This window comes from Thioprofundum lithotrophicum, from assembly GCF_055387065.1.
The window spans coordinates 1480532-1504350 of record NZ_AP042379.1 but is presented as its reverse complement, the minus strand read 5'-3'; the positions used below and the strand labels follow the sequence as shown (position 1 = coordinate 1504350).

The window sequence follows — 23819 nt, the reverse complement described above, 5'->3', positions numbered from 1 at the left end:
TTGTTTTCCTCCGCAGTTGGGCCCGTCGTTACAGGGCTTCTTCGCCGGTCTCGCCGGTACGAATCCGCACGGCCTGCTCGACGTTGAACACGAAAATCTTGCCGTCGCCGATCTTGCCGGTGTTGGCGGCCTTGCTCACCGCCTCGATGACCTGCTCGGCCAGATCGTCGCTGACCACGGCCTCGATTTTCACCTTGGGCAGGAAGTCCACGACGTACTCGGCGCCGCGATACAGCTCGGTGTGGCCCTTCTGCCGGCCGAAACCCTTGACCTCGGTGACGGTGATGCCCTGCACGCCGATCTCCGACAGGGCCTCGCGCACGTCATCGAGCTTGAAGGGCTTGATGATTGCCATAACCATTTTCATGGCCAGTCCTCCTGAATGGTTTGGAAGAAGCCCGCCGCTCGCCGGCGGCGGGCCGGTTCAGCCCGCAGGGGCTTACAGATCGAACGACTTGGACCAGGACACGCTGAAGCGAGTGCTGCCGCTGGCACCATCGAGATCATTCTTGTCGATGGCAAAGGTGAAATCGTCCTTGCTCACTGCCAATTGGAAATGGGTATAGTCTTCGTTGTTCGTGTCGTCATCATAGTCGTAACGCCCAACCGTACCACTTAGAGCCAAGCCGTTACCGATTTCCGTTTCACCCGAAACAAAAAGGTAAATGTCGTTCTTCTTGTCGGGATTACCTTCCTTGTTCACGGTGTAGTTGATACCGCCACTCAGCCATTCCCAGCTGGCATTCACGTAGATCTCGCCATAGTCATGCTCACCATCACCGACCGGATAGGTGAAGAGGATGTAACCCACATCCAGCCCCACGGGACCGGCCTCGAAACCGTAACCGGCATACCAGTCCTGCTCGTAGTTCGTCGTGTTGGATGTCGTTCTACCTCCATAACCGGTTACATTCGAAATCCAGGTACCGGCATAGAAGCCGGAATCGTGCTCGTAGTCCACTCCACCCGAAACGGCCGCTTGATCGGCGGTCTGGGTCACGCCGCGGAAGATGTAGTTGCTGCTCACGCCGATGTTGGCGGAGAAGGAACCGGCCACGGCCGGGCCGGTCAGAACGGATGCAGCCAGGACGGCCCCCCCGATGATCGTTTTTGCTTTCATGATGTTCCCCGTTGTGTTGCAGGTTGAATGTTGTGTCAGGTCTTGAGACGTTTCAGGTATTGCATGGGCCGTGCCAAGACGGGATCTCGTTAAAAAACATCAACTTGCAACCCCCCCTCTGCCACATGCACCGAAATAACGCACAAAAATGGAACGGGCAGCACCAAAACGGTGCAGCCGCTCACAAAAAAACCCGCCGTGCGGCGGGTTTTTTCGCTGCGGGTTGCGGCGTGTCAGAGAAGATTGAAGTCCAGCCGGTAGTCGAGCCAGAAGCGGTAATCCCCCTGGTCTCCGCTGAGCGAGTTCTTGGCGAACCGGAAACCGAATTTCTCCTTGCGCAGGAACAGCTCCAGGTAGCTGTAACTGTCGAAACCGCTGCGGCCCCGGCTGTGATTGCCGATGGTGCCGCCCAGTTCCAGGCCGCTGACGTTCCAGGTGGCACCGAGATACAGGAACACGTCTCCACTGTCGGCCCGGTTGTTGCGATCGTTGTCGGCGTTGAGGGTCAGGGCGATGCCGCCGTTGAGCATCCGCCAGGTGAGATTGGCGTAGGCTTCGCCGAACGTCCGGCCGCTGACCACCGGATAGGTGTAGAGGATGTAGCCCACGTCCCAGATCACCTCGTCGGTGCGAAAACCGAAGCCCCCATACCAGTCCTGCTCGTAGCCGTCACCGGCGGCATTGGACAGCCAGGTGCCGAGGTAGAACCCATTGTTCAGCTGATAGTCCAGCCCCCCCTGCACGGCGGCCTGATCCGCCGAGAGGGTAATGCCCCGCCAGACATAGTTGGAGGTGACGCCGAGATTGGCCGTCAGCTCGCCGGTTTGTTCAGCCGCCGTTGCCGGCAGCCCCAGAAGCAGCCCCCCGACCAGGAAGCTCGTGGCCAGCCATGATTTTTTCTGCATTTTTCTCCCCTTTTCTGGTTGGATGGCGCCACCGGAAGACGGGCGCCGTTAACAGGCTGTTGAAGACCCGGAAAACATAGCATTCCATATTAAAGGACAGGCTGCACCGGCATCACAAATCCTCGAATTCGCGCGCCGGACAACTGCATCTGGCCAGACCCCGCCCCCAGGGCGTATCATCCTCCCCATGAACGACAAGCGCATCCCCGACATCGACGAGCTGGTCTCGCGGGTCATCTCGGCCCTGCCCGAGGGCCTGCGCGAGCTGCGCGGCGAGGCCGATCGCCACCTGCGCGCCGCTCTGCACAACGCTTTCAGCCGCCTGGATCTGGTCACCCGTGAGGAATTCGACATTCAGCGCGAAGTCCTGGCCCGCACCCGCGCCCGCCTGGAGGCGCTGGAAGAGCAGGTGCTGAAACTCGAAAACGAAATCCTGGGCAAGGCGCGGCCCTCGGTGTAACCCCGTGCGGCCTGCCGGTTGCAGCCGCGCCCCGGGCAGCGCAAAATAATCCCCACCGGAACGAAGGACCGATCCGCCCCGCCACGCGGCCCTCGTCCCTCGGCTACCTTCTTGCTGGAAAGGATTCCGCCCATGACCCTCGCCCTCGTCTACAGCCGCGCCCGCACCGGGATCGACGCCCCCCTGGTCTCGGTGGAGACCCATCTGGCCAACGGCCTGCCGGCCCTGTCCATCGTCGGGCTGCCGGAGACGGCGGTGAAGGAGAGCAAGGATCGGGTCCGGGCCGCCCTGCAGAATGCCAACTTCGAATTTCCCGCCCGGCGCATCACCATCAACCTGGCGCCGGCCGACCTGCCCAAGGAAGGCGGGCGTTTCGATCTGCCGGTGGCCATGGGGTTGCTGGCGGCCTCGGATCAGTTGCGCCGCGAGGCGCTCGGCGGCTGCGAGTTCCTCGGCGAGCTGGCCCTCTCGGGCGAGCTGCGTCCCGTCAGCGGCGTGTTGCCCGCGGCGCTGGCGGCGGCGCGCGAGGGCCGAACCCTGATCGTGCCCCGTCAGAACGCCGACGAGGCCGCGCTGGTGGGCGAGGCAGACATCCGGCCGGCAGGCCATCTTCTTGAAGTGTGCGCTCACATCAATGGCGAGCGCGAACTGCCGAGACATGCCGCGCCTTCCCTTCCCGAAGCGGAAGCGGTGCCGGATCTGGCCGACGTGCGCGGCCAGCCCCTGGCCCGCCGGGCCCTGGAGATCGCTGCCGCCGGCGGCCACAGCCTGCTGCTGATCGGCCCGCCCGGCACCGGCAAGACCATGCTGGCCTCCCGCCTGCCGGGGATCCTGCCCCCCATGAGCGAGGCCGAGGCGCTGGAGACCGCCGCCATCCACTCGATTGCCAGTGGCGGATTCGATCCGCGCCAGTGGCGCCAGCGCCCCCTGCGCCAGCCCCATCACACGGCCTCCGGCGTGGCGCTGGTCGGCGGCGGCGGGGATCCGCGGCCCGGCGAGATCTCGCTGGCCCACAACGGCATCCTGTTCCTCGACGAACTTCCCGAATTCAGCCGCCACGTGCTGGAAGTGCTGCGCGAGCCGCTGGAATCGGGACGGATCCACATCACCCGCGCGGCGCGCCAGGCCGAGTTTCCCGCCCGCTTCCAGCTCGTGGCGGCCATGAATCCCTGCCCCTGCGGCTACCACGGCGATCCGGGCGGCCGCTGCCACTGCACCCCCGATCAGGTGCAACGCTACCGGCAGCGGATCTCGGGACCGCTGCTGGATCGGATCGACATGCACGTGGAAGTGCCCAGCCTGCCCTTCACCGAACTGCGCAGCGAATCCGCCCCCACCGGCGAAACCAGCGCCAGCGTGCGCGCGCGGGTCTGCCGCGCCCGCGAACGCCAGCAGGCCCGCCAGGGCCGGCCCAACGCCCGCCTGCATGGCGCGGAACTCGACGCCGTCTGCCGGCTGGATGCCGCCGGCGCAGCCCTGCTTGCGCAGGCCGTCGAACGGCTGGGCCTGTCGGCCCGCGCCGGCCACCGGGTGCTGCGCCTGGCCCGCACCATCGCCGATCTGGCCGGGGACGACACGATCCGGCCGGCCCATGTGGGCGAGGCCATCGGCTACCGGCGGCTGGATCGGCGGCCCACGGCCCGGATCGCCTGCTGAACACCCCGGCGAGACATATCGAAAGCCATGATATGCTCGGCGCCATGGTCATCCCGCCTTCCTTCCGGAGATGAACGCGCCGGCACAAGTCCCTTTCGCCTGGCGCATCGGCGGCCCGCAGGGCAGCGGGGTGCTGCGCATGGCCTTGCTCTTCGCGCGAGCCTGCGCCCGGGGCGGCCAGGAGATTTACAGCCGCCGGGAATACCATTCCAACATCGTCGGCCGGCACAGCTATTTCGACGTGAGCGTGGCCGCGCGGCCGGTGTTCTCGCACCGGGAAACCCCCGATCTGCTGGTGAGCTTCGAGGCCGAGACCGTGGCCCGCCATGCCCTCGCAGTGGCTCCCGGGGGGCTCCTGCTGCATGCGGACGAACCCGGCGTGGCACTCTCTGCCCTGCGCTTTCTCGACCCGCGCCTGCGGGACGACCTGACGACCCGGCTGGACGCCGCTGGCCTGCCGCCGACCACCGACGGCCTGCTGGAACTGGCCTGCCGCCGGGACGTGCATTGCCTGGCACTGCCCTACGCCGAGTGGCTGGCGCAACTGGCCACCGAGCATGGCGGCCGCAAGGCGGTGGCCCGGGCCGTCAATACCCTGGGGGTGGCCGTCTCGGCCGGCTGGCTGGATCTGCCGCTGGCGGATCTGCTGTGGGCGGTGGCGCGGACCTTCGCCGGCAAGCCGGCGGCGATCGCGCTCAACCAGGACGCCGCCCGGCTGGGCTGGGAGGCCGGCCAGGCCGCCCGTCCCGCTGCGGCCGGGCCGCTGCCGGCGGCGGAAACGCCCCGACCACGGCTGCTGCTCGGCGGCCATGAGGCGGTGGCCCTGGGCAAGCTGGCCGGCGGGCTGGGCTTTCAGACCTACTACCCCATCAGCCCGGCTTCCGACGAGAGCGCGTTTCTCGAGGCCCATGGGCAGGTGCCGCAACGCGGGGGCGGCCGCGGCGGGCCGCTCGTGCTGCAGGTGGAAGACGAGCTGGCGGCAGTGGGCATGGCCGCCGGCGCAGCGCTCACCGGCGCCCGCTGCGCCACCGCCACCTCGGGCCCCGGGCTGTCGCTGATGACCGAAGGCCTCGGCTGGGCGGGGATGAACGAGGTGCCGCTGGTGATCACCCACTACCAGCGCGGCGGCCCTTCCACCGGCCTGCCCACCCGCACCGATCAGGGGGATCTGCTGTTCGCCATCCACGCCGGGCACGGCGAGTTCCCGCGCCTGGTGCTCGCCTCGGGCGACGTGAACGACGCCTTCCACGACGCCCTGCGCGCCTTCGACTATGCCGAGCGCTTCCAGCTCCCCGTGCTGCACCTGCTGGATCGGGCGCTGACCGGCTGCCTGCAGACCGTGCCCCGTTTCGATCCCGGCCGGCACGTCATCGACCGCGGTCTGCGGCCCGGGCCGGAAGCCCATCCCCGGCCCCGTTTCGCCTTCACCGCCGACGGCATCTCGCCCCGCCCCCTGCCGGACGGGCCCGGTGCGCCCTTCTGGAGCACCGGCGTGGAGCACGGCGAGGACGGCCGGGTGAGCGAGGACCCGGTGATCCGCGAACGGATGATGGAAAAGCGCGCCCGCAAGCTCGAGACCGCCGCGCGGGCGATCCCCGTCGCGGACAAGCTGGCCGAATTCGGCGATCCCCAGGCCCGGCTGGTGGCGCTCACCTGGGGCTCGACCACCGGCGCGCTGCGCGAGGCGCTGCACTTCCTGCCCGATCTGCGGGTGATTCAGATCCGCCTGCTGTGGCCCTTCCCGGCCGCGGAGCTGGAAGCGCGCCTGCCCGATGATGCCGTGCTGGTGGTGGTGGAAAACAACTACAGCGGCCAGCTCGCCGAACTGCTCGCGGCCCGCACCGGCCGGCGCGCGGCTCACCGGGTGCTAAAGTACAGCGGCCGGCCCATCTCCGCCGAGGCGCTGCTGCCGGTGCTCGAAGCCATCCGCGACGGCCGGGGCGAGCCGCGCATGGTGTTGCGCAACCCGCTGGAGTGAGACATGACGCAAACCGACCCCCACGCGAACTTCGCCGCCCCCGAGACCCCCGACTGGTGCCGGGGTTGCGGCGACTTCGGCATCCTGCGGGCCCTGGAGAAGGCCCTGAGCGGCCTCGGCCTGCGTCCGCAGGAGGTGATGGTCTTCGGTGGCATCGGCTGCTCGGGCAAGACGCCCTACTATCTCGCCGCCAACGGCATCCACACCCTGCACGGCCGGGTGCTGCCCTTCGCCACCGGGGCCAAGCTGGCCAACCCGGCGCTGACCGTGATCGCCGCCGGCGGCGACGGCGACGGGCTCTCCATCGGCGCGGGGCACTTCGTCAACGCCGGCCGGCGCAACCTGGATCTCACCTACCTGTTCTACAACAACGAGGTCTACGGCCTGACCAAGGGCCAGGCCGCGCCCACCCTGCCGGAAGGGGCGCAGACCCGCGGCATGGCCGCCCCCAACCCCCAGCGGGCCCTCGATCCCATCGCCCTGGCGCTGGATGCCGGCTATACCTGGATCGGGCGGGGTTACGCCTACGCCGTGAGCGAGCTGAGCGAACTCATCAGCCGGGCCATCCGTCACCCCGGACTGGCCTTCCTCGAGATCCTGCAGCCCTGCCCCCACTACCATCCCGATCACGACAAGGCGTGGTTCGCGCCGCGCGTGCAACCCCTCACCGATCACGATCCACGCCTGGCCACGGACGATCCCGCCCGCCGCGAGGCCCTCTTCGCCGCCGTGCGCCGCCTGGCCGCAGAGCGCGGCGAGCGGATCGCCACCGGCGTGTTCCTGGAGGACACGGCCACCGCGCCCTTCGCCGCGGCCCTGCACCGCCGGCAACCGGCCTGGCCGGCATCGGCGCCGGCCACCACCCCCGTCGCCGATGCCGAAGGCCATCCCCTGGCGCGGATCGATACCCTGCTGGACAGCTTCGCGGTATAGTCGAAGGCCACGCGGAGAAGCCTGTCATGTCCCCCAAGCGGCCACATCAGGAAAGCATGTCCTTCCTCGAGGGGATCGACCGCATGGTGGATCGGGCCACCCTGGCCATCGGCCTGGATCCGGACACCGCCAAGATCGTCCAGGCCTGCGACTCCCTCCTGCAACTGAAGTTTCCCGTGCGCCTCGACGGCAAGCCCGAGATCTTCACCGGCTGGTGGGCGGTGCACAGCACCCACCGCATGCCGGCCAAGGGCGGACTGCGTTTCGCCCCGGCCATCGACGCCAACGAAATCGAAGGCCTGGCGGCGCTGATGAGCTACAAGTGCGCCTTGGCCGACGTGCCCTTCGGCGGCGCCAAGGGCGGGCTGTGCCTCGATCCCGCCGACTACGACGAAGACGCCCTGCACGCCATCACCCGCCAGTTCACCATGGAACTGGCGCGCCACGACGTAATCGGCCCGGCCACCGGCGTCCCCGCCCCCGACCTCGGCACCTCGTCGCGGGAGATGGCCTGGATCGCCGACACCTACAAGACCCTCTATCCCGAAGACATCAACCAGGACGCCTGCGTGACCGGGAAGCCCCTGGCCCGCGGCGGCGTGCCGGGGCGCACCGAGGCCACCGGCAAGGGCGTGCAATACGCCCTGCAGGAATTCTTCCGGCATCACGACGAGGTGGAGGCCGCCGGTCTGAAGGACGGCCTGAAGGGCCAGCGGATCATTGTCCAGGGGCTGGGCAAGGTGGGCTATCACACCGCCAAGTTCCTCAGCGAGGAAGACGGCGCGAAGATCATCGCCATCATCGAACGCGATGGCGTGATCGCCAACCCCGACGGCCTGGACGTGCCGGCGGTGCGCCGCCACCTGGCCGAGACCGGCGGCGTGAAGGGCTTTGCCGGGGGTGAATACAGCGAGCACCGCGATGCAGGGCTGGAGCAGGAATGCGACATCCTGATCCCCGCCGCCGTGCAGTCGGTGATCCATGCCGGCAACGCCATGCGCATCCAGGCCCGGCTCATCGTGGAGGCCGCCAATGGGCCGGTGACCTACAGCGCCGACGACATCCTGCGCGAACGGGGGATCCGCATCCTGCCCGACATCTATGTCAACGCCGGCGGCGTGACCGTCTCCTATTTCGAATGGACCCGCAACCTCTCCCACATGCGCTTCGGCCGCCTGCAGCGCCGTTACGACGAACTGCGCGGCCAGGCCCTCATCGAAGCCCTGGAAGCACTCACCGGCCGCAAGGTGGCGCCGGCGATGCGCAAGCGCCTGGTGCGCGGCGCCAGCGAACGGGATCTGCTGCGCTCGGGCCTCGACGACACCATGCGCACCGCCTTCCAGGACATCCGCACCGCCCTGCGCAGCCAGCCGGATCTGGGCGACTACCGCACCGCCGCCTACGCCATCGCCATCGGCAAGATCGCCCTGTCCTACTACGAACTGGGCCTGGCCCGGGCCCCGGTCCCGCCCGTTGCTCAATAGCCGCCAACCCGCCCGGCGATCTGCGCCTCCCTCGTTAGGTCATGTCCCAGTTTCTTCCGCCGCTGGCGAGGGAATGAGCCACGCTACTCCCTGATGCAAATCGTCATTGAAGCACTGCAGATACTCGGCAAACCGGTTCTCTGCCTGGACAGCGAACAGAGCCGGAAAATCCGCGACGATGGTATCCCCCGCTACCAGCGGATAATGGTGCTTTTCTGGCGAACAAAGATAGAAGTCTCCTTCCGCGGTTCTGCGAACCTGATACCACCCTCCGGCTGTCCGCCCGGACAGAACCCGTGCCGTGACGGACAAGGGCGCAGCCCTGTACCACATCATCAACGATTGCCGAAACCGGATGCGCTCCAGCCATTCCGGTGCCAGCTGGCGAACAATGGCGCGCTCCATGGGCAGGATCAGCGTTTCCCGATCTTCTGGAAGTTGGCAACCCGCAGCTTGCAGCTTCCGTCCCACGCAAGACCCAAGTGCCTGAAATACCGACTCTACCAGCAGATCATCCGGTTCGTCGCCACGAAACGTATAAAAGGGCTGACCTCGCTCCCGCTCGAGCAGCCAGTATCCTTCCCTGTCTCTTTCCCAGAACAACCCGTCCGTGAGCAGTTGCGGCTCCTCTGGGGTATAACGACTCGGCAAGCGGTGGGGACCCAACATCAGGGCGAAGTGCGCCAGTCGCCGTTCCACATACCGTTCAGCGCGCTTTTCCCGCCAGCGCTCCCACGGCCCCAGCCATAGCCAGCCCAGTCCGGCACTGAATACGACTGCCCCGATCGACCAACCGATTCCCGTCAGAAAATCCATGTTCCATCCTCCTTCCCTGCCCCATGATTCGGGTTTTTCTCGCCAATTCGGCACGGGGTAGGCCGGTTCTCGCCCGGGGCCACCGATCGACCCCGGGCTCTCACTCACGCGGCGCGCTCGCGGATCTCCGCAAACCGCCAGTCGGTCAGAAGACGGCCATCGCGGAACACCGTGACCAGTGCGTTTTCGCGACCACCCAGTTCGTCTTCCCGAATGGTGCGGTAACCGGCCTGCGGATCAGCAATCAGAGCCAGGCGCCCGGCCTTGGATCGCTTGCCCTTGTCGGTCACCGGATCCTTGAACACGTCCCGCCACTGTCCCGCGACTTCGGCGGCCGACGCCTTCATGGCGAAACGGAGCGTGTCCCGATTGACCTTCTGCAGCAATTCCGCCCCCATGCCGAATGCCACGTTGTCGGCGCTCAGGCCGCGCGCCTTCATCGCCGCCAGAATGGACTCGATGGTTTCGAGCGAGATGCCATCGCCCTGGATGACCCGCACTTCCGGTGGCAATACACGGTACCCCTTGCTGTTCGTTTCAAAGCCGTACCACTTCATGAGTCGCTCGATGGTTTCGGTGACCACGGTCACGGGTTCCCCGCTGTCCGGGCGAACCACCAATGTGCCGCCACTGTTGCGCACGGCATCTCGCAACTCACGGCCCCAGAAGTTGTCGATGGCGTGCCACAGATCCCAGGAATCGCTCACCACGGCCACCAGGCGCCCCGGTCCCGCGAACCGGGCAAGCATGTTGGCGTAGGCCGCCTTCTCGCCATCCCGCCCCCAGGTGGTAATGGTGCTGTGCTCTGCGGCGGGAATCGAAAAGGCGGCCATCGGCTCACCATAGTAACGCCGCGCGGCCAGCACACCCGAAAGGGTATCCGAACCCAGAAAATTGACCAGGTGTGCAGCACCACCGATGGCGGCCGTCTCCTGTGAACTGACCCCGCGTGCACCGAAATCATGCAGCTTGAACGGCAACCCCTCGAGGGTCTCTGCCGTCGCTTCCAGGTAGCGCCGGATGATCTGCTTGGCTGCGCGGGACAGTGTCGCTACCGTGGTGGGGTACCAGACGGCGCGCAGGATGGCGGTTTCCACGTAACTGGTCAGCCAGGGCACTTCCGGATCTGTATTCATCACCTGGACCAGGACATTGCGCACCGGCACCACGCTCCCCTCCGGAACGGCTTGCACGACGATGGGCAAGCGTCCCTCGTGAACCTCGAGGATGTGTTCCCAACCGGTCCGGTTGAAAGGCACGCCATGTGCCTCGAGCACCTCGGCCGCTTCTTCGATATCCTCCCTCGTCACCGGCCGTGCCAGGGTTTCCTTGAGAAACATCTGCAGACCGAAAAACACCGTTTCCTCGAACCGGCCGCCGCGTGACTCGATGTAGCTGGAGACATAGCGGGTTGCCGGTGGATACTGCAGATAGTGTGATGCCTTGTAGGAATCGACGTTGAGTATGGGGTTTTGCATGACGGAGTCCCTCCTGTCGGTTGCACGGCCCGGGTCTGTCCCGGGCCGCTGTGGCACGAGCGACCGGTCAGGTGCCGGTCATCTCGCGGATGATGAAATAGTGGTCCTCGAACAGCCGGGCCGGTTCGAGCGCCGCCAGCGGAAGCCAGCGGGCATGACGGGCATCGTCACCTCCCCTGACCTTTGGCAGGGTTTCCGCTGGTGGCAGCTCGATGTAGAAGGCATGGGTGATGGTGCGCCCGCGGCTGGATCGGTTGGGCTCGTCAAACACCCGGCGTGCACGAACATGCCCCTGCAACACCGGTGCGGGCACCCTGAGCCGAGTCTCCTCGCGCAATTCACGCAGGCAGGCCGCTTCCAGGCGCTCGTCCGGCTGCACGAACCCGCCGGGCAAGGCCAGCAGGCCCTTGCCGGGACGGGCGCGTCTTTCCACCAGCAGGACATGCCCCGACTGCACCACCACGGCATCCACCGTCACGAATACCGGGGGATACGGCGCTTTTGCCCAGCCGGCGCGGTAACGTTCGATGAAGGCCTGCTCCTCGCGGATATAGCGGAAACCCTCCCCGTCCCGATACCGCTCCAGCCAGCGGACCACGTTCTCCGGTACCATGCGCTTCCAACCGTCCTCGCCCCGGAAATAGACCGTTCGGACCGCCGTGGCGTCGATACCGCGATAGTTGTCCACGGCAACCGATTCCCACTGGGGAAACAGTTTGAGGTAATAGGCCGTGTGATCCTTGCGATGGCCGATGAGTCCGATCCGCGGTTCACGGTGGGGCTGGTCGTGATGGGCGGTGACCAGACCTTCCACGGTAGCCTGGACGTTGCGTACCCAGGCCTCGTCGTTGTAGGGCACGTCCATCAACGGGGCGATCAGCAGGCGACGGCCATCGGCCTCGTCGAACGCCCCGCGTATCATGGCTTCGCGCTCGGCATGCGCCCAGGGGTTGCGCAGGGTCGGCGCCATGTGGGCCGACCCAATCAGCACCACCACATGGCGAGCGCGGCGCAGCCCTTCGCGCAGCACCTGCAAGTGACCGAGGTGAACGGGTTGGAAACGGCCAATGAAGACCAGAAAATCGAAATCCGGTGTCGAATTCATGTCAGCAAGCCCCTTGCTGTCAGGCCGTGGCCGGTCTCTCCGGCGACGGTAATGGGAAGAGGCGCGACGAGCCCCGTCGCACGTTGCAGAAAAGATAGTGGCTCAGGGCCACAATGTCAAGCGGAGAAGGTGTAATGAACGAAACCGAACGGGAATACCTGGCACGCTACGACATCCACCACTACGACGTGCCCCTGACCACAGTGGATCTGTGCATCTTCAGCCTTGGCGAGAACGCCCTGCAGATCCTGCTGGTAAAACGCGCCGAACATCCCTTCCAGGGACGCTGGGCCCTGCCGGGAGGATTCATCGACGTGCGGCGTGATTCCGATCTGGAAGCCACTGCCCGCCGGGTGCTGGACGCCGAGACAGGCCTGGACTCACCCTACCTGGAACAACTGGAAACCGTAGGCAACGCCCGTCGCGATCCCCGTGGCTGGTCGGTGACCGTGGTCTATTTCGCTCTCGTGTCTCCGGAGATCACCCACGCCCGGGCCCGGCACGTCAGCGAAGCCCGCTGGTTTGCGGTAGACGAGGCACAGCAACTCTCCCTCGCTTTCGACCACACGTTGTTGCTGACCCATGCCCTGACTCGCCTGCGCAACAAGGCCGGTTACAGCACCCTTCCCGTGCATGTCATGCCACCGGTTTTTACTCTCGGCGAGCTGCAACGGGCCTATGAAATCCTCATGGGGCGGAAGGTGGATCGCAAGGCTTTCCGCCGCCGCATCGAGGCATCCGGCCTGCTGGAAGAAACCGGAGAAATGCGCCGGGAGAAAACCCGACCGGCCCGTCTGTACCGGGTACGCCCGGGGATGCAGACCCACTTCTATGCCCGCAGCATCTGACCGTGCCCTTTTCCTCAACCGGATCTTCGCAGCAGGCATCACGCGTCGATGAACCTGCGTAGCGCCACCAGACCAGGCCCGGAAATGGCACCCTGCACCCGCTCCCGCGGCCCGGCAGGTCTGGTGCCTTGAACAGATGATTGTCAGGGACCGTCCCGAACACGCCCCCGACTGAGCCACAGGCGGATCCGGTCGCCCGCTTCCTCGCGCCAAAGCAGGAACAGGGAGCCGTCCCCATCGCAGGCCAGGGCGGGATGGGTCTGGCGGGCCGCCCCCTCGCCGCCGGGTGGGGTCTCGTCGTCAGACCAGCCATCGGTCCCGCGTTCGCTGTACCACACGTCGGACGTGCCTTCGCGGCTGTCGTCCCAGGCGGCGACGATGTGGCCGGCGGGCGTCATGGCTACGGCGGGATGCCACTGGGGCGTGTTCTCGCCGAGCGGATCCTGAACCAGCTCATCATGGCCGAAGTGCCGGCCGCCATCCGGACTGAGTGCGGCATACACGTCGTATCCGCCTTCGAAGTCCCGCTTGTCCAGCCACACCACGCTCACCCGTCCGGCGTCGTCGCCGGCCAGGGCCGGACGCATGGCCCCGGTGCCGTTGCCGAAACGGCGGATCCGCGAGGGCCGGAAGTCGTTGAGCAGCGACCAGCGACCGAAGGCCGCGCCGGGCGGGGCGAAGGCGGTGAAGATCCGGGTGGCGCCCTGGCGGCGATCCTCCCAGGCCACCACGGTGCCATGCCGGGTCACGGTCACGGCCGGATAGAGCTGATCCGCCCCCCCGGCGGTGGCGTCCACAATCTGTCGTCCGCGCTGGCGCAAGCCATCGCCATCGACGACGAGCCGGGCACTGACGATCCGATAGTGACGCCCGGCCCGTTCGGCCCAGACCGCCGCCACCGTCCCGTCCGGCGCGGCAGCGAGACTGATCTGGCGAGCCTCGGCCGCACCCAGAATCCGCACTGGGCCCCGTCCTTCGCGCCTGATCCGCCGGCAGTGGATCCGCGCCGCCTCCTCCCAGCAGGCAACGAAGCCCTTCCCCAGCGGGGCCACGGCAGGCTCGAAGGCCGGCACGGTCCCCGACAGCCGCTGCGGGACACCGAATTCGCCATCCCCGGTGGCGAAGGCGGCGCGGACGGCCGGGCGGCCATCACGGCTGTCCTCCCAGACCACGGCGATGATCCCGTCCCGCACCGCCAGCAGCCGGCGGCCACTGCCGTCCAGATGCAGGAAGGCCGAAGCGGAGACTTCCGTCACCAGCCGCGGCGGCAGGAATTCCAGCGCCATGACCGGCAAGGCAAACAACAGACCGCCCGCCACGGCCAGCCATCTCATCGCTGTTGCTCCAGGAATTCGTTGATGGTCTGCCGGCGCCAGGCCCCGCTCTGGATGAAACGGTCGAAGGCCAGCAGATCGGCCACGGTCTTGTAGCCGGGCGCACGGAAAATCGGCGTCCCATCGGGCTGCAGGTAGAGGAAGACAGGCGTGGAGAACACGTTCAGCCGCGCCCCCAGCTCGCTCTCGGTGATCCACTCGCCGGAAGGCAGGCGGATCCGACGACCACTCTCCGCATCCAGATAGACCAGCTCGTAGTGGCGGGTATAGACCTCGCGTACCTTCGGCGAACTGAAGGTCTCGGCATTCACCTTGCCGCAATACCCGCAACCGTAACGACCAAAATAGAGAAAGATGGGTCGCCCGCTCGCCGCCGCCCGCTTCAGCCCCTCGTCGTAGTGCACGAAAGGATAGCCAGCCGGCGGATCGGCATAGAGGGGCTGCGCCATGAGCAGCAGCAAGGACCAGAAGAACGCCCGGAACCTGTTCATGTCTCGGCCTCGTCGGGAAAGCGTGTCAGACACCAGGAATCAATGATGGCACGAACCTCGTCCGGTTTCTCGGTCAGCGGCCAGTGATCGCAATCCACCTCGGCGAAGGTCACATCGGGCAGGCGGGCCAGGGCCCGGCGGCTGCCGTTGCCCGTTTCGAGGGCGGAACCCCGGGAGCGGATCACCAGCACCGGCTGGCGGATGGTCGCAAGCGGCGGCAGGGGCCGGCTGACCTCGAAGTGATCCTGCAGATAATTGGCCAGCGGAATGTAGGGGAAGTCGGCCCGGGGTTTGGTGTAGAGATCGGCGATGGACAGCTCGGGGTGGGCGGCGAGGGTGGCCCGGGTGCGCCGGTCCAGTGCCCACAGATCCCGCTGCGGGAAGTGCCGCTTGCGCAAGCCCAGGGCGTTGCCCAGCCACAGCAGCAGAATCGGCAGCCACAGCAGCCAGCGCAGGCGCCGCAGCACGCCCAGCACACCGCGCAGGCTCTGCGGCACCACCGGATCGACCAGGATCAGCCCCGCGCAGTCCGCCGGCTGGCGCGCGGCCCAGTCCAGGGCGATTTCCGCCCCCAGACTGTGACCCGCCACCACCGCCGGGGCCAACCCCTCCGCCGCCAGCAGGCGATGCAGATCGGCCACCCAGCGGGGCCGGCTGATCCGGCCCCGATACATCGACTCGCCGTGGCCGCGCAGATCCGGGCGCAGCAGGGTCCAGCGCCCGCGCAGCCGGGTATGGGCCGCGAACTCCGACCAGCGGGTGTGGTTGGAGGCCAGGCCGTGCAGCATCACCAGGGTGTGCCGGGCTTGCGCTGGCCGGTCCAGCCAGTAGGTCAGGGTGAAGCCGTCCAGGGGCAGGGTCTTTTTCGTCTCCACGCGGCTTCACTCTCTGGCGGACTGGTCTATATTGAGAATACGGGGATTGTCCCCCGGCGCCAAGGCCACGAACCGCTGCGTGGCAATACCCGCACGACGCCTAACCAACCGAAGGGAGGGAGCGCGTCATGACCATCTCACTGACCCTGCTGGAATACCTGGAATGGGAAGGCGTGGACTATGAGCTGCTGCACCACGAGCCGGCCTTCGACAGCCTGCACACCGCCGAAGCCGCCCACGTGCCCGGCGATCAGCTGGCCAAGTGCGTGGTGCTGGAAGACGAGAAGGGTTACCTGATGGCGGTGATCCCCGCCACCCATGAACTGGAACTGGAAGCCCTCAACCGCCAGCTCGGCCGCAACCTGCAGTTCGCCAACGAGGAGGAAATCGCCGATCTGTTCGAGGACTGCGATCTCGGCGCCATCCCCCCGCTACCGGAGGCCTACGGCTATGAAACGGTGGTGGACGACGCCCTCACCGACTACGAAGACATCTATCTCGAAGCCGGCGATCACACCGAACTGGTGCACATCTCCGGCCGGGACTTCCAGCAACTGACCAGCGACGCCCCCCACGGCTATTTCAGCCATCATCTGTGAGGCGGGACGCGGTTGAACCGCAGGAGCGGCGCCCTCGCCGCGACCGGACGACGGTAGCGGGTAGCCGGGAAATCCTTGCTTCCCCAGCAACCCGCTACTCGCCACTTGCTACCGAATCAACGCGGCGGGGCGCCGCGCCTATGGAGAAAACGAGGAATCCGCGCCCTCAGCCCGTCACCCGCGGCGGGATCTCGCCGCGGCACATGGCCTCGTATTCCTCCTGGAAGAAGAACGTCTTCTCGCCGAAGGCCGGCTGCAGCTGATCCAGCCAGGTGGCCTGCTCGTCGTAACGGGCGAAGAAGGGCCGCTGCACCCAGTCGGGATTGCGGGCCTGGATGAAGCGCAGCACGAAGACCCTTTCGCCGCCGATTTCGGTCACGCCCTGCACTTCCACCTTGCCGGGCCCGGCGCTCATCGACGGCCCGCGGGCGGTGCGGGCCAGGCCCGAGACCTGCTGCATGGCCTCGCGATACACCTGCCAGGCGCGGGCCAGCGGCACCTCGAAGTAATGGCGGGCGCCCGTATCGCGCTCCACGAAGAGGTAATAGGGCACGAGCCCCAGGGCCACCTGTTCGCGCCACATGCGCGCCCACACGGCCGGATCGTTGTTGATGTGATTGAGCAGCGGCGCCTGGGTGCGGATCACCACGCCGGCATCGCGCAGACGGCGAATGGCCTCGCGCACCACCGGCGTCTCCAGCTCCCGCCAGTGATTGACGTGCGCCATCAGCGCCACGTGCTTGCCGCCGCGCACCAGCTTCTCGAGCAGGCGCAGCAGATCGTCGGCATCGGCATCGCTCACGTAACGCTGGGGCCAGAAGCTCAGCGACTTGGTGCCGATGCGCACGGTCTGCACATGGGCGAATTCCGGCGCAAGCAGCGGTTCGAGATAGGCCGCCAGATGGCTGGTCTTCATGACCATGGGATCCCCGCCGGTCACCAGCAGATCGCTGATGGCCGGATGGGCCTGCAGGTAACGGTGCAGGTGCTCGGCCTCCTTTGCCGAGAAGCGCAGTTCCTTGTCGCCGATGAACTGGGCCCAGCGGAAGCAGAAGGTGCAGTAGCTGTGACACACCTGGCCCTGGCTGGGGAAGAACAGCACCGTCTCGCGATACTTGTGCTGTACACCGGGCAGCGCCTCGCCGTCGAGCCGGGGCACGTTGAGTTCCTGCTGGCCGGCCGGATGGGGATTGAGGCGCCGGCGCACCTCGGCCACGGTGGCGGCCAGCCCCGCGGCATCGTCCTTGCGCAGGGCGTCGGCCACGGCGGCGAAATCGGCCTCCGCCAGCATGCCGGCCTGCGGGAAGACCAGCCGGAACAGGGGATCGTCGGGCACCGCCGACCAGTCGATCAGCTCGTCGAGCACGTAGCGGTTGACGCGGAACGGCAGCACCTTGGCCACCACCCGCATGGCGAACCGCGCCTCCTCGGGCAGGCGGGCAATCTGGGGGATCCGATCGAGATGGCGCTCGGTGAAGACCTGGAAACGGGGCGGCTCGGCGGTGATTTCGGCCACGGCCTTGCGCTGCAGGGATTGCACGGGTGTCACGGGCTGCTCCTCTCGGTCATGCCTGAACCGGGTTGCACGAGGCCCCGGCCGCCAAATCTACGGCAGTGCGCTCAGGCACGTTCCGGGAAGAAGCTGAACCGGGCCAACGGGGTTGTTACGGACATCGACTCGCGATGCGTCGGCCGGCAGCGTTTGGCGCGGCATTGCTGGTGAAATAATGTGCACAAGTTAACATTTTGCCTCGGGGGTTTCAATGCCGGCGCCCGCAGCGGAACGGCGCATTCCTTGCAAAACAATCACTTGCAAAGGACAGGGAAAAGAAGCACCGCGTGCCGAATGTCAATCTCGACGCCCGCCGGCCCGCCCCCTACAATGGCCGTTCACTTCGATGTCCGGCAATTTCATGTCCTCGTCCCTCAATCCCCGCCAGCGCGCCGCGGTGCGCCATCTCGACGGCCCCTGCCTGGTGCTGGCCGGCGCCGGTTCGGGCAAGACCCGGGTGATCACCCACAAGATCGCCTGGCTGATCGACGAATGCGGCATCGAGGCCCGGCACATCGCCGCCGTCACCTTCACCAACAAGGCCGCGCGGGAGATGAAGAGCCGGGTGGCGGAGCTGGTGCCGAAGGCCAAGGCCCGCGGCCTGCGGGTGTCCACCTTCCACACCCTGGGCCTCGACATCATCCGCCAGGAACTCAAGACCCTGGGCTACAAGCCGGGCTTCTCCATCTACGACAACAGCGACAGCACCGCCCTGCTGCGCGAACTGATGGTCAAGGCCTTCGGCGATCACGGCAACCAGGCCGAATCCATGCTCTGGCGGATCTCCGGCTGGAAGAACGCCTTCGTGCTGCCGGAGCAGGCCCTGGCCGAGGCCGAGGGCGATGCCACCCTGGTGGCCGCCGCGCGCCTCTACGACGCCTACAATCACCACCTGAAAACCTACAACGCGGTGGACTTCGACGATCTGATCATGCTCCCGGTGCTGCTGTTCCGCGAGCACCCCGCCCTCCTCGAGAAATGGCAGAACCGCATCCGCTACCTGCTGGTGGACGAATACCAGGACACCAACGCCACCCAGTACGAACTGGTCCGCCAGCTGGTGGGCGTGCGCGGCAACCTCACGGTGGTGGGCGACGACGATCAGTCCATCTATGCCTGGCGCGGCGCCCGGCCCGAGAACCTGGCCCTGCTGCAGGAAGACTTTCCCGATCTCACCGTGATCAAGCTCGAGCAGAACTACCGCTCCACCGGGCGCATCCTGCGCGCCGCCAACACCCTGATCGCCAACAACCCCCACACCTTCGAGAAGAAACTGTGGAGCGAACTGGGCTACGGCGATCCCATCCGCGTGCTGCGCTGCCGCAACGACGAACACGAAGCCGAGCAAATCGTCTCCGAGATCATTCATCACCGCTTCACCCACCGCAGCCGCTACAGCGACTACGCCATCCTCTACCGGGGCAACCACCAGTCGCGGCTGTTCGAGCGGCTGCTGCGGGAACACGACATCCCCTACTACCTCAGCGGCGGCACCTCCTTCTTCGCCTACACCGAAGTCAAAGACATCATGGCCTACCTGCGCCTGCTGGCCAATCCCGACGACGACAACGCCTTTCTGCGCATCGTCAACACCCCGCGCCGTGAGCTGGGGCCTGCCACCATGGAAAAACTGGCCGCCTACGCCGCCGAGCGGGGCCACAGCCTGTTCACCGCCAGCCTGGAACTGGGCCTGGCCGAACGGCTCGGCCCGCGGCCCCGCGAAGCCCTGCAACGCTTCTGCGACTGGATCCTCGACCTGCGCCATGCCATGGACAACGGCGAGACGGTGAGCGTGGCCAGGCGGGTAGTGAACGACACCGGCTACGAGACCTGGCTGCTCGACAACAGCCGCGACGAAGCCCAGGCCAGCCGGCGCATGGACAACGTCAACGAACTGCTCGCCTGGCTGGAACGCATGGCCGAAAACGATCCGGAAGCGGACCTGCCCACCCTGGTGGCCAAGCTCACCCTCATCGACACCCTGGAGCGCGAGAACGAGGACGAACGCGGCGACCGGGTACACCTGATGACCCTGCACGCGGCCAAGGGCCTGGAATTCCCCCACGTGTTCCTGGTGGGCATGGAAGAGGAACTGCTGCCCCACCGCTCCAGCATCGAAGAAGACAACATCGAAGAGGAACGCCGCCTGGCCTACGTGGGCATCACCCGCGCCCGCAAGTCCCTCACCCTGAGCTTCGCCACCCAGCGCAAGCGCTACGGCGAAAAGGTGGACTGCCAGCCCAGCCGCTTCATCGAGGAACTGCCCGCCGAGGATCTGCAATGGGCCGGCGAAGGCGTGGAAACCGACCCCGCCGAAAAACAGCAACGCGGCCTCGCCCACCTGGCCAACCTGCGCGCCATGCTGGCCGAGTCCTGAACCAACGCAAAGGCGCGAAGAACGCAAAGAGGATTTTTGTGCCGCAGGGATTCCCGCTGCGGGCAGGCGCGGCGCAAGCCGCGATAAAATGCGTCGGATTGCCTTCCGCGGTTGATCAGGCCCACTCCGGCCTCCACATCGACGCCATGAACACCCTGCCCGACAACGTGATCGAGGCCCCGACGCTGCGCGATCGCATCCATGTCTTCCGCGATCGCACCGACGCCGGCGAACGGCTGGCGACGATGCTCTCGCCCTACCGGGAGACGGATGCGCTGATCCTGGCCATCCCCGCCGGCGGCGTGCCGGTGGCGGCGCCCATCGCCCGCGCCCTCAACCTGCCGCTGGACGTGCTGGTGGCCAGCAAGGTCCTGCTGCCCTGGACCACCGAAGCCGGCTACGGCGCCGTGGCCTTCGACGGCAGCGTGTGGATCAACCCCGACTACGTGGCCCACTACGGCCTGGACGAAGCCACCGTGAAGGCCGGGGTGAGCGCGGCCCAACAAAAGGTGGCACGCCGCGAGCGGCGCTTTCGTGCCGGTCGGCCCTTTCCCGATCTGGCAGGCCGCACCGTGATCCTGGTGGACGACGGGCTGGCCGCCGGCTCCACCCTGCGCGCCGCCCTGGCGGCCCTGAAGAAACGCCAGCCCGCGGCCATCGTCATCGCCGTGCCCACCGGCCACCTCGAATCGGTCCGCCAACTCGCCCGTGAGGTGGACACGCTCGTCTGCCCCAACATCCGCGGCGGCTTCAGCTACGCCGTGGCCGACGCCTACCGGCACTGGCATGACGTGAGCGAGGAAGAGGTGGAAGCGATCCTGCAAGCGCTGGGCAGCGAAGCGGCGGGAGATTGAGGGCCGCGCCGCCACCTGACGTCACCACCGTAGGAGCGGCGCAAGCCGCGATTGTACGAGAGCCACGGCCTCGTCCCTCGTCCCTCGTCCCTCGCCACTAACTGGGCAGGAAGTCGATGGGGTAGCGCACCGTCACCGTTTCGACCTTGCGGGCCTTGAAGCGGAAACGCTTTACCTTGGCCAGGATACGTTTTTCCAGCTCCGGATCGTTCAGTTCGCTGGAGAGGATGCGGACCCGGGTCACGGTGCCGTTGGGGGCGATGGTCAGCTCCAGGACCAGCTTGCCCTGCAGGGTGGGATCCTTGCGCAGGGCCCGCTGGTAGATGCGGTTGATGGCGCCCTTGTGCTTCTGGAATACCAGCTCGATCTCGTTCTGGTTGCGCACGGGGCCACGGCTGCCCTTGCCGCGGGTCACCTTGCCCCCGCCGCGTCCCTGAGGGAGGTTGCTCTTGACCGCGGTGGTCTTGCGGCTGGCCAGCTCCGAGCCGCCGGTGGCGCGGGACAGGGCGCGGGTGTTGATGCCGCCGCTGCCGCGGGCAGCCGTCCTGGCCGAGATGACCTGGCTCTGGCTGACGATGGGCGTCTTGCCGGTGTGCTTCTGCAGGTTGTTGTCGGCCAGGGCGCTCATGTCGAAACTCTCGCGCAGATCGGCCAGCTCGTCGCTCAGGGCCACCAGGCCGGTGCGCTCGGCTTTCTTGCGCGCCGCCTCGGCCTTCGGTTTGGCCTTGGGTTTGGGCTTCTTCGCCACCTTCTTCTTCGGCTTGGGCTTCTCGGCGGCCTTTTTCTTCTTGACCTTCGGCTTCGGCGGCGGAGGCGGCGGCGCCTTCTTCTCCAGGATCAGCTTGGCCAGGCGCGGGGCCACTTCCTGCAGGGACTTCTGCTCGGGCTCGGGAACCGGCAGCAGACCGATGACGATCCCGAGCAGACCGAACACGATGATCGAGATGGTGACGATGCGCTTGAAGCGCCGATCGTTTTCGCTCTCGACCCAGGGCAGGAACGGTTCGTTGTAATAGATTTCGCTCATCCCGCCACGTCCTCCGGCGACTTGCGGGTGACCGCCAGCGAGATGTTGGTGAGATCCGCCGAGGCACAGGTGACCATCACCTTCTTCAGCAGGGCATAGGCGATCTGCTTGTCGCCCATGATGGTCACGCCCTGCTTCTTCGGATCGAAGCGGCCACGGCTCTGGCGTTTCTTCTGCGCCACTTCACGCCTGAGTTCCACCAGCAGGCCACGGATCACCTGATTGCGATCCCGCTGCACATCGGCCACCCGGGCCACCGGCCGCCCCTGCAGCAGTATCGACTCCTGGTTGACCATGATCACCAGGTTTTCCTTGGGCGCCTTCTGGGCCGTGGATTCGGGCAGCACCAGGCGCTTGGGGGTGGGCAGCACTTCGGTGTTCGCCGCGCTGACCAGCAGGAAGAACACAAGGATGGTGAAGATGTCCATCAACGACACCATGTTCAACGAGGCGTTGCGGTCCTCGCGGCGCTTGTGGTGCCGTTCCATCCGGCGAATGCGTCGTGATTCTTTCATCGTCGTTTGTGAGTCCGTCTATGCAACTGTTCTGAAACATGGATCAAACGTGGCTACAGGCACGAAGCCCTCATGGCTGGAGGGGTGTTGCGTGACCTTCGGCCGCCGGGATGCGGCCGTAGAGCCTACAGGGATGTATTTATGGCGTGTCACGCAACACCCCTCCAGCCATGAGGGCGGCCTCGGGTTAAGTATCCAGCAACAAAATGACACATATTCCGGATCAGGTATCTAGCGTCGCCGTGGGGCGTCGCCGATGGCGATGTTCGGGAACAGTTCGGCCGGGACCAGTTCGCCGTCCATCATCACCGGATACATGCGTACCGCATCCATCACCTGCACGAGGGTGTCGTAGGCGGTATTCTTCTCGGCGAGGATGGTGGCATTGGTCTTGTCGGGAAAGCGGGACTTGACCAGTTTCAGGGTCTCGGTCAGCCGGGCGTAATCCGGCCCCTCCGGGGTGTTGGGGATGCGCTTGATCAGGCCGCCCTTGTTGTCGGAAAGGATCAGGGCATCCTTGCGGATGGTCACCCGCAGCTCGAAGCCCGGCTTGTTCGGCGTGTTCTTCGCCTCGTCCCGCCCCGGCAGGTTCAACTCCAGGATGGACATGTGGGTGAACACCGCCGTCATCAGCAAAAACGGCACCAGCACCACCATCAGGTTCATGAAGGCGGTGATGTTCAGCTCGACGGCCGGGTGCCGCTTGCGTATGCGCAGACGCCGCTTGCCTGCCATGTCACTGACCGCTGATGTTCTTGCGCTGCATGATCAGGTTGGCGAACTTCACCGTGGCCATCTCCAGGCTGTCGACGATTTCGGTGGTCTTGGTCTGCAGCACGGTGTAGATGAAGATCAGCGGAATCGCCACGATCAGGCCGAAGGCGGTGGTGTTCATGGCCACCGAGATGGAGGTGGAGAGGATCTCCGCCTTCATGGACGGATCCACCTGCGAGACGGCGGTGAAGGCCTTGATCAGGCCGATGATGGTTCCGAGCAGACCCAGCAGGGTGGCGATGTTGGCGAACATGGCCAGGTAGTGGGTGCGCTTCTCCAGCCGCGGGATGGTCTCCATCATGGATTCCTCCATGGCCATCTCCACCTCGTCGCGGGAGGTGGCGCTCTTCATGCGTGCCAGCCCCTGATTCAGCATGTGGCTGACGGCGGTCTTCGACTTGGAGGCTTCCGTATAGGCGCGCTGGAAGTCGCCCTTTTGCAGGATCGGCATCAGTTTGGCCAGCATCCGGCGGTTGTTGCGGCGGGCGACCGACAGATACAGCCAGCGCTCGATGGCGATGGCCACGCCGATGGCCAGCACCAGCAGGATGGGATACATGAACGGCCCACCCTTCTGGAAGAAGTCGATGACGGTTGTGAACATGGTGCATTTCTCCTGGGATGCGACGAATTCATGG

Annotated in this window: 23 protein-coding genes; 9 read left to right on the top strand and 14 right to left on the bottom strand. The window is 66.3% G+C overall.

Going from position 1 to position 23819, the window contains the following annotated elements; genetic code table 11:
* Positions 1 to 28: 28 nt before the first annotated feature.
* The 3 genes from glnK to ACZ5BH_RS07035 all read right to left on the bottom strand — a co-directional run bounded on the left by glnK (position 29) and on the right by ACZ5BH_RS07035 (position 2025).
* Positions 29 to 367, bottom strand: coding sequence for a P-II family nitrogen regulator (gene glnK, locus ACZ5BH_RS07045; protein ID WP_464888550.1), 339 nt, complete (start codon positions 365 to 367; stop codon positions 29 to 31).
* A gap of 72 nt (positions 368 to 439) precedes the next feature.
* Positions 440 to 1120: a TorF family putative porin gene (locus ACZ5BH_RS07040; RefSeq protein ID WP_464888549.1), complete on the bottom strand. Its 681-nt coding sequence runs from the start codon at positions 1118 to 1120 to the stop codon at positions 440 to 442.
* A gap of 233 nt (positions 1121 to 1353) precedes the next feature.
* Positions 1354 to 2025 carry a TorF family putative porin gene (locus ACZ5BH_RS07035; RefSeq protein ID WP_464888548.1) on the bottom strand — a complete coding sequence of 224 codons (672 nt, stop codon included), beginning with the start codon at positions 2023 to 2025 and terminating at the stop codon, positions 1354 to 1356.
* Positions 2026 to 2212: 187 nt separating this feature from the next.
* On the opposite strand from ACZ5BH_RS07035, the gene ACZ5BH_RS07030 reads away from it, so the two are divergent.
* The 5 genes from ACZ5BH_RS07030 to ACZ5BH_RS07010 all read left to right on the top strand — a co-directional run bounded on the left by ACZ5BH_RS07030 (position 2213) and on the right by ACZ5BH_RS07010 (position 8536).
* Positions 2213 to 2485, top strand: coding sequence for an accessory factor UbiK family protein (locus ACZ5BH_RS07030; RefSeq protein ID WP_464888547.1), 273 nt, complete (start codon positions 2213 to 2215; stop codon positions 2483 to 2485).
* A 132-nt stretch (positions 2486 to 2617) separates the two neighbouring features.
* Positions 2618 to 4141: a YifB family Mg chelatase-like AAA ATPase gene (locus tag ACZ5BH_RS07025; protein WP_464888546.1), complete on the top strand. Its 1524-nt coding sequence runs from the start codon at positions 2618 to 2620 to the stop codon at positions 4139 to 4141.
* A gap of 139 nt (positions 4142 to 4280) precedes the next feature.
* Positions 4281 to 6119, top strand: coding sequence for a 2-oxoacid:acceptor oxidoreductase subunit alpha (locus ACZ5BH_RS07020; RefSeq protein WP_464888545.1), 1839 nt, complete (start codon positions 4281 to 4283; stop codon positions 6117 to 6119).
* A gap of 3 nt (positions 6120 to 6122) precedes the next feature.
* Positions 6123 to 7052, top strand: a complete 930-nt coding sequence (locus tag ACZ5BH_RS07015; RefSeq protein WP_464888544.1) for a thiamine pyrophosphate-dependent enzyme — start codon at positions 6123 to 6125, stop codon at positions 7050 to 7052.
* Positions 7053 to 7108: 56 nt separating this feature from the next.
* On the top strand, positions 7109 to 8536 hold the full coding sequence (locus ACZ5BH_RS07010) for a Glu/Leu/Phe/Val family dehydrogenase (protein WP_464888543.1): 1428 nt from the start codon (positions 7109 to 7111) through the stop codon (positions 8534 to 8536).
* 39 nt (positions 8537 to 8575) lie between these two features.
* Here ACZ5BH_RS07010 and ACZ5BH_RS07005 read toward each other — a convergent pair whose 3' ends face one another.
* The 3 genes from ACZ5BH_RS07005 to ACZ5BH_RS06995 form a co-directional block, all read right to left on the bottom strand.
* Positions 8576 to 9352, bottom strand: a complete 777-nt coding sequence (locus tag ACZ5BH_RS07005) for a hypothetical protein (protein ID WP_464888542.1) — start codon at positions 9350 to 9352, stop codon at positions 8576 to 8578.
* Positions 9353 to 9456: 104 nt separating this feature from the next.
* Positions 9457 to 10830: a nicotinate phosphoribosyltransferase gene (locus tag ACZ5BH_RS07000; RefSeq protein WP_464888541.1), complete on the bottom strand. Its 1374-nt coding sequence runs from the start codon at positions 10828 to 10830 to the stop codon at positions 9457 to 9459.
* A 67-nt stretch (positions 10831 to 10897) separates the two neighbouring features.
* Entirely contained in the window at positions 10898 to 11935 is a 1038-nt protein-coding gene (locus ACZ5BH_RS06995) for a bifunctional nicotinamide-nucleotide adenylyltransferase/Nudix hydroxylase (protein WP_464888540.1), read from the bottom strand.
* 134 nt (positions 11936 to 12069) lie between these two features.
* Between ACZ5BH_RS06995 and ACZ5BH_RS06990 the strand changes: the two genes are divergently transcribed.
* Positions 12070 to 12783, top strand: coding sequence for an NUDIX hydrolase (locus tag ACZ5BH_RS06990; protein ID WP_464888539.1), 714 nt, complete (start codon positions 12070 to 12072; stop codon positions 12781 to 12783).
* 143 nt (positions 12784 to 12926) lie between these two features.
* Here the strand turns inward: ACZ5BH_RS06990 and ACZ5BH_RS06985 are convergent, their stop codons facing one another.
* From ACZ5BH_RS06985 to ACZ5BH_RS06975, 3 genes are read right to left on the bottom strand one after another with little or no spacing between them, the layout of a single operon-like run.
* Positions 12927 to 14117, bottom strand: a complete 1191-nt coding sequence (locus tag ACZ5BH_RS06985) for a hypothetical protein (RefSeq protein ID WP_464888538.1) — start codon at positions 14115 to 14117, stop codon at positions 12927 to 12929.
* Positions 14114 to 14608: a thioredoxin family protein gene (locus tag ACZ5BH_RS06980; protein ID WP_464888537.1), complete on the bottom strand. Its 495-nt coding sequence runs from the start codon at positions 14606 to 14608 to the stop codon at positions 14114 to 14116. The genes ACZ5BH_RS06985 and ACZ5BH_RS06980 overlap by 4 nt, the downstream gene beginning before the upstream one ends.
* Positions 14605 to 15483, bottom strand: a complete 879-nt coding sequence (locus tag ACZ5BH_RS06975; protein ID WP_464888536.1) for an alpha/beta fold hydrolase — start codon at positions 15481 to 15483, stop codon at positions 14605 to 14607. The genes ACZ5BH_RS06980 and ACZ5BH_RS06975 overlap by 4 nt, the downstream gene beginning before the upstream one ends.
* A gap of 128 nt (positions 15484 to 15611) precedes the next feature.
* On the opposite strand from ACZ5BH_RS06975, the gene ACZ5BH_RS06970 reads away from it, so the two are divergent.
* On the top strand, positions 15612 to 16082 hold the full coding sequence (locus ACZ5BH_RS06970) for an aminoacyl-tRNA deacylase (protein WP_464888535.1): 471 nt from the start codon (positions 15612 to 15614) through the stop codon (positions 16080 to 16082).
* A 166-nt stretch (positions 16083 to 16248) separates the two neighbouring features.
* On the opposite strand, the gene ACZ5BH_RS06965 is transcribed toward ACZ5BH_RS06970, so the two are convergent.
* Positions 16249 to 17622, bottom strand: a complete 1374-nt coding sequence (locus ACZ5BH_RS06965; protein ID WP_464891204.1) for a KamA family radical SAM protein — start codon at positions 17620 to 17622, stop codon at positions 16249 to 16251.
* Positions 17623 to 17995: 373 nt separating this feature from the next.
* Between ACZ5BH_RS06965 and rep the strand changes: the two genes are divergently transcribed.
* Positions 17996 to 20011: a DNA helicase Rep gene (gene rep / locus ACZ5BH_RS06960; RefSeq protein ID WP_464888534.1), complete on the top strand. Its 2016-nt coding sequence runs from the start codon at positions 17996 to 17998 to the stop codon at positions 20009 to 20011.
* 98 nt (positions 20012 to 20109) lie between these two features.
* A complete protein-coding gene (locus ACZ5BH_RS06955) occupies positions 20110 to 20865 on the top strand; it encodes a phosphoribosyltransferase (RefSeq protein WP_464888533.1) in 756 nt (251 codons plus the stop codon).
* A gap of 97 nt (positions 20866 to 20962) precedes the next feature.
* Here ACZ5BH_RS06955 and ACZ5BH_RS06950 read toward each other — a convergent pair whose 3' ends face one another.
* From ACZ5BH_RS06950 to ACZ5BH_RS06935, 4 genes are all read right to left on the bottom strand, one after another.
* Complete coding sequence (locus ACZ5BH_RS06950) at positions 20963 to 21892, bottom strand: TonB family protein (protein WP_464888532.1); 930 nt, start codon at positions 21890 to 21892, stop codon at positions 20963 to 20965.
* Positions 21889 to 22407: an ExbD/TolR family protein gene (locus tag ACZ5BH_RS06945; protein ID WP_464888531.1), complete on the bottom strand. Its 519-nt coding sequence runs from the start codon at positions 22405 to 22407 to the stop codon at positions 21889 to 21891. Before ACZ5BH_RS06945 ends, ACZ5BH_RS06950 begins: the two co-directional genes overlap by 4 nt.
* Positions 22408 to 22638: 231 nt before the next feature.
* A complete protein-coding gene (locus ACZ5BH_RS06940; protein WP_464888530.1) occupies positions 22639 to 23142 on the bottom strand; it encodes an ExbD/TolR family protein in 504 nt (167 codons plus the stop codon).
* Position 23143: 1 nt separating this feature from the next.
* Complete coding sequence (locus ACZ5BH_RS06935) at positions 23144 to 23785, bottom strand: MotA/TolQ/ExbB proton channel family protein (RefSeq protein ID WP_464888529.1); 642 nt, start codon at positions 23783 to 23785, stop codon at positions 23144 to 23146.
* Between the last annotated feature and the right edge of the window lie 34 nt (positions 23786 to 23819).

Bases quoted from the DNA above. Each gene is read 5' to 3' on its own strand.
- glnK (WP_464888550.1), bottom strand. From the start codon at position 367: ATGAAAATGGTTATGGCAATCATCAAGCCCTTCAAGCTCGATGACGTG.
- ACZ5BH_RS07040 (WP_464888549.1), bottom strand. From the start codon at position 1,120: ATGAAAGCAAAAACGATCATCGGGGGGGCCGTCCTGGCTGCATCCGTT.
- ACZ5BH_RS07035 (WP_464888548.1), bottom strand. From the start codon at position 2,025: ATGCAGAAAAAATCATGGCTGGCCACGAGCTTCCTGGTCGGGGGGCTG.
- ACZ5BH_RS07030 (WP_464888547.1), top strand. From the start codon at position 2,213: ATGAACGACAAGCGCATCCCCGACATCGACGAGCTGGTCTCGCGGGTC.
- ACZ5BH_RS07025 (WP_464888546.1), top strand. From the start codon at position 2,618: ATGACCCTCGCCCTCGTCTACAGCCGCGCCCGCACCGGGATCGACGCC.
- ACZ5BH_RS07020 (WP_464888545.1), top strand. From the start codon at position 4,281: ATGGCCTTGCTCTTCGCGCGAGCCTGCGCCCGGGGCGGCCAGGAGATT.
- ACZ5BH_RS07015 (WP_464888544.1), top strand. From the start codon at position 6,123: ATGACGCAAACCGACCCCCACGCGAACTTCGCCGCCCCCGAGACCCCC.
- ACZ5BH_RS07010 (WP_464888543.1), top strand. From the start codon at position 7,109: ATGTCCTTCCTCGAGGGGATCGACCGCATGGTGGATCGGGCCACCCTG.
- ACZ5BH_RS07005 (WP_464888542.1), bottom strand. From the start codon at position 9,352: ATGGATTTTCTGACGGGAATCGGTTGGTCGATCGGGGCAGTCGTATTC.
- ACZ5BH_RS07000 (WP_464888541.1), bottom strand. From the start codon at position 10,830: ATGCAAAACCCCATACTCAACGTCGATTCCTACAAGGCATCACACTAT.
- ACZ5BH_RS06995 (WP_464888540.1), bottom strand. From the start codon at position 11,935: ATGAATTCGACACCGGATTTCGATTTTCTGGTCTTCATTGGCCGTTTC.
- ACZ5BH_RS06990 (WP_464888539.1), top strand. From the start codon at position 12,070: ATGAACGAAACCGAACGGGAATACCTGGCACGCTACGACATCCACCAC.
- ACZ5BH_RS06985 (WP_464888538.1), bottom strand. From the start codon at position 14,117: ATGAGATGGCTGGCCGTGGCGGGCGGTCTGTTGTTTGCCTTGCCGGTC.
- ACZ5BH_RS06980 (WP_464888537.1), bottom strand. From the start codon at position 14,608: ATGAACAGGTTCCGGGCGTTCTTCTGGTCCTTGCTGCTGCTCATGGCG.
- ACZ5BH_RS06970 (WP_464888535.1), top strand. From the start codon at position 15,612: ATGACCATCTCACTGACCCTGCTGGAATACCTGGAATGGGAAGGCGTG.
- rep (WP_464888534.1), top strand. From the start codon at position 17,996: ATGTCCTCGTCCCTCAATCCCCGCCAGCGCGCCGCGGTGCGCCATCTC.
- ACZ5BH_RS06950 (WP_464888532.1), bottom strand. From the start codon at position 21,892: ATGAGCGAAATCTATTACAACGAACCGTTCCTGCCCTGGGTCGAGAGC.
- ACZ5BH_RS06945 (WP_464888531.1), bottom strand. From the start codon at position 22,407: ATGAAAGAATCACGACGCATTCGCCGGATGGAACGGCACCACAAGCGC.
- ACZ5BH_RS06940 (WP_464888530.1), bottom strand. From the start codon at position 23,142: ATGGCAGGCAAGCGGCGTCTGCGCATACGCAAGCGGCACCCGGCCGTC.
- ACZ5BH_RS06935 (WP_464888529.1), bottom strand. From the start codon at position 23,785: ATGTTCACAACCGTCATCGACTTCTTCCAGAAGGGTGGGCCGTTCATG.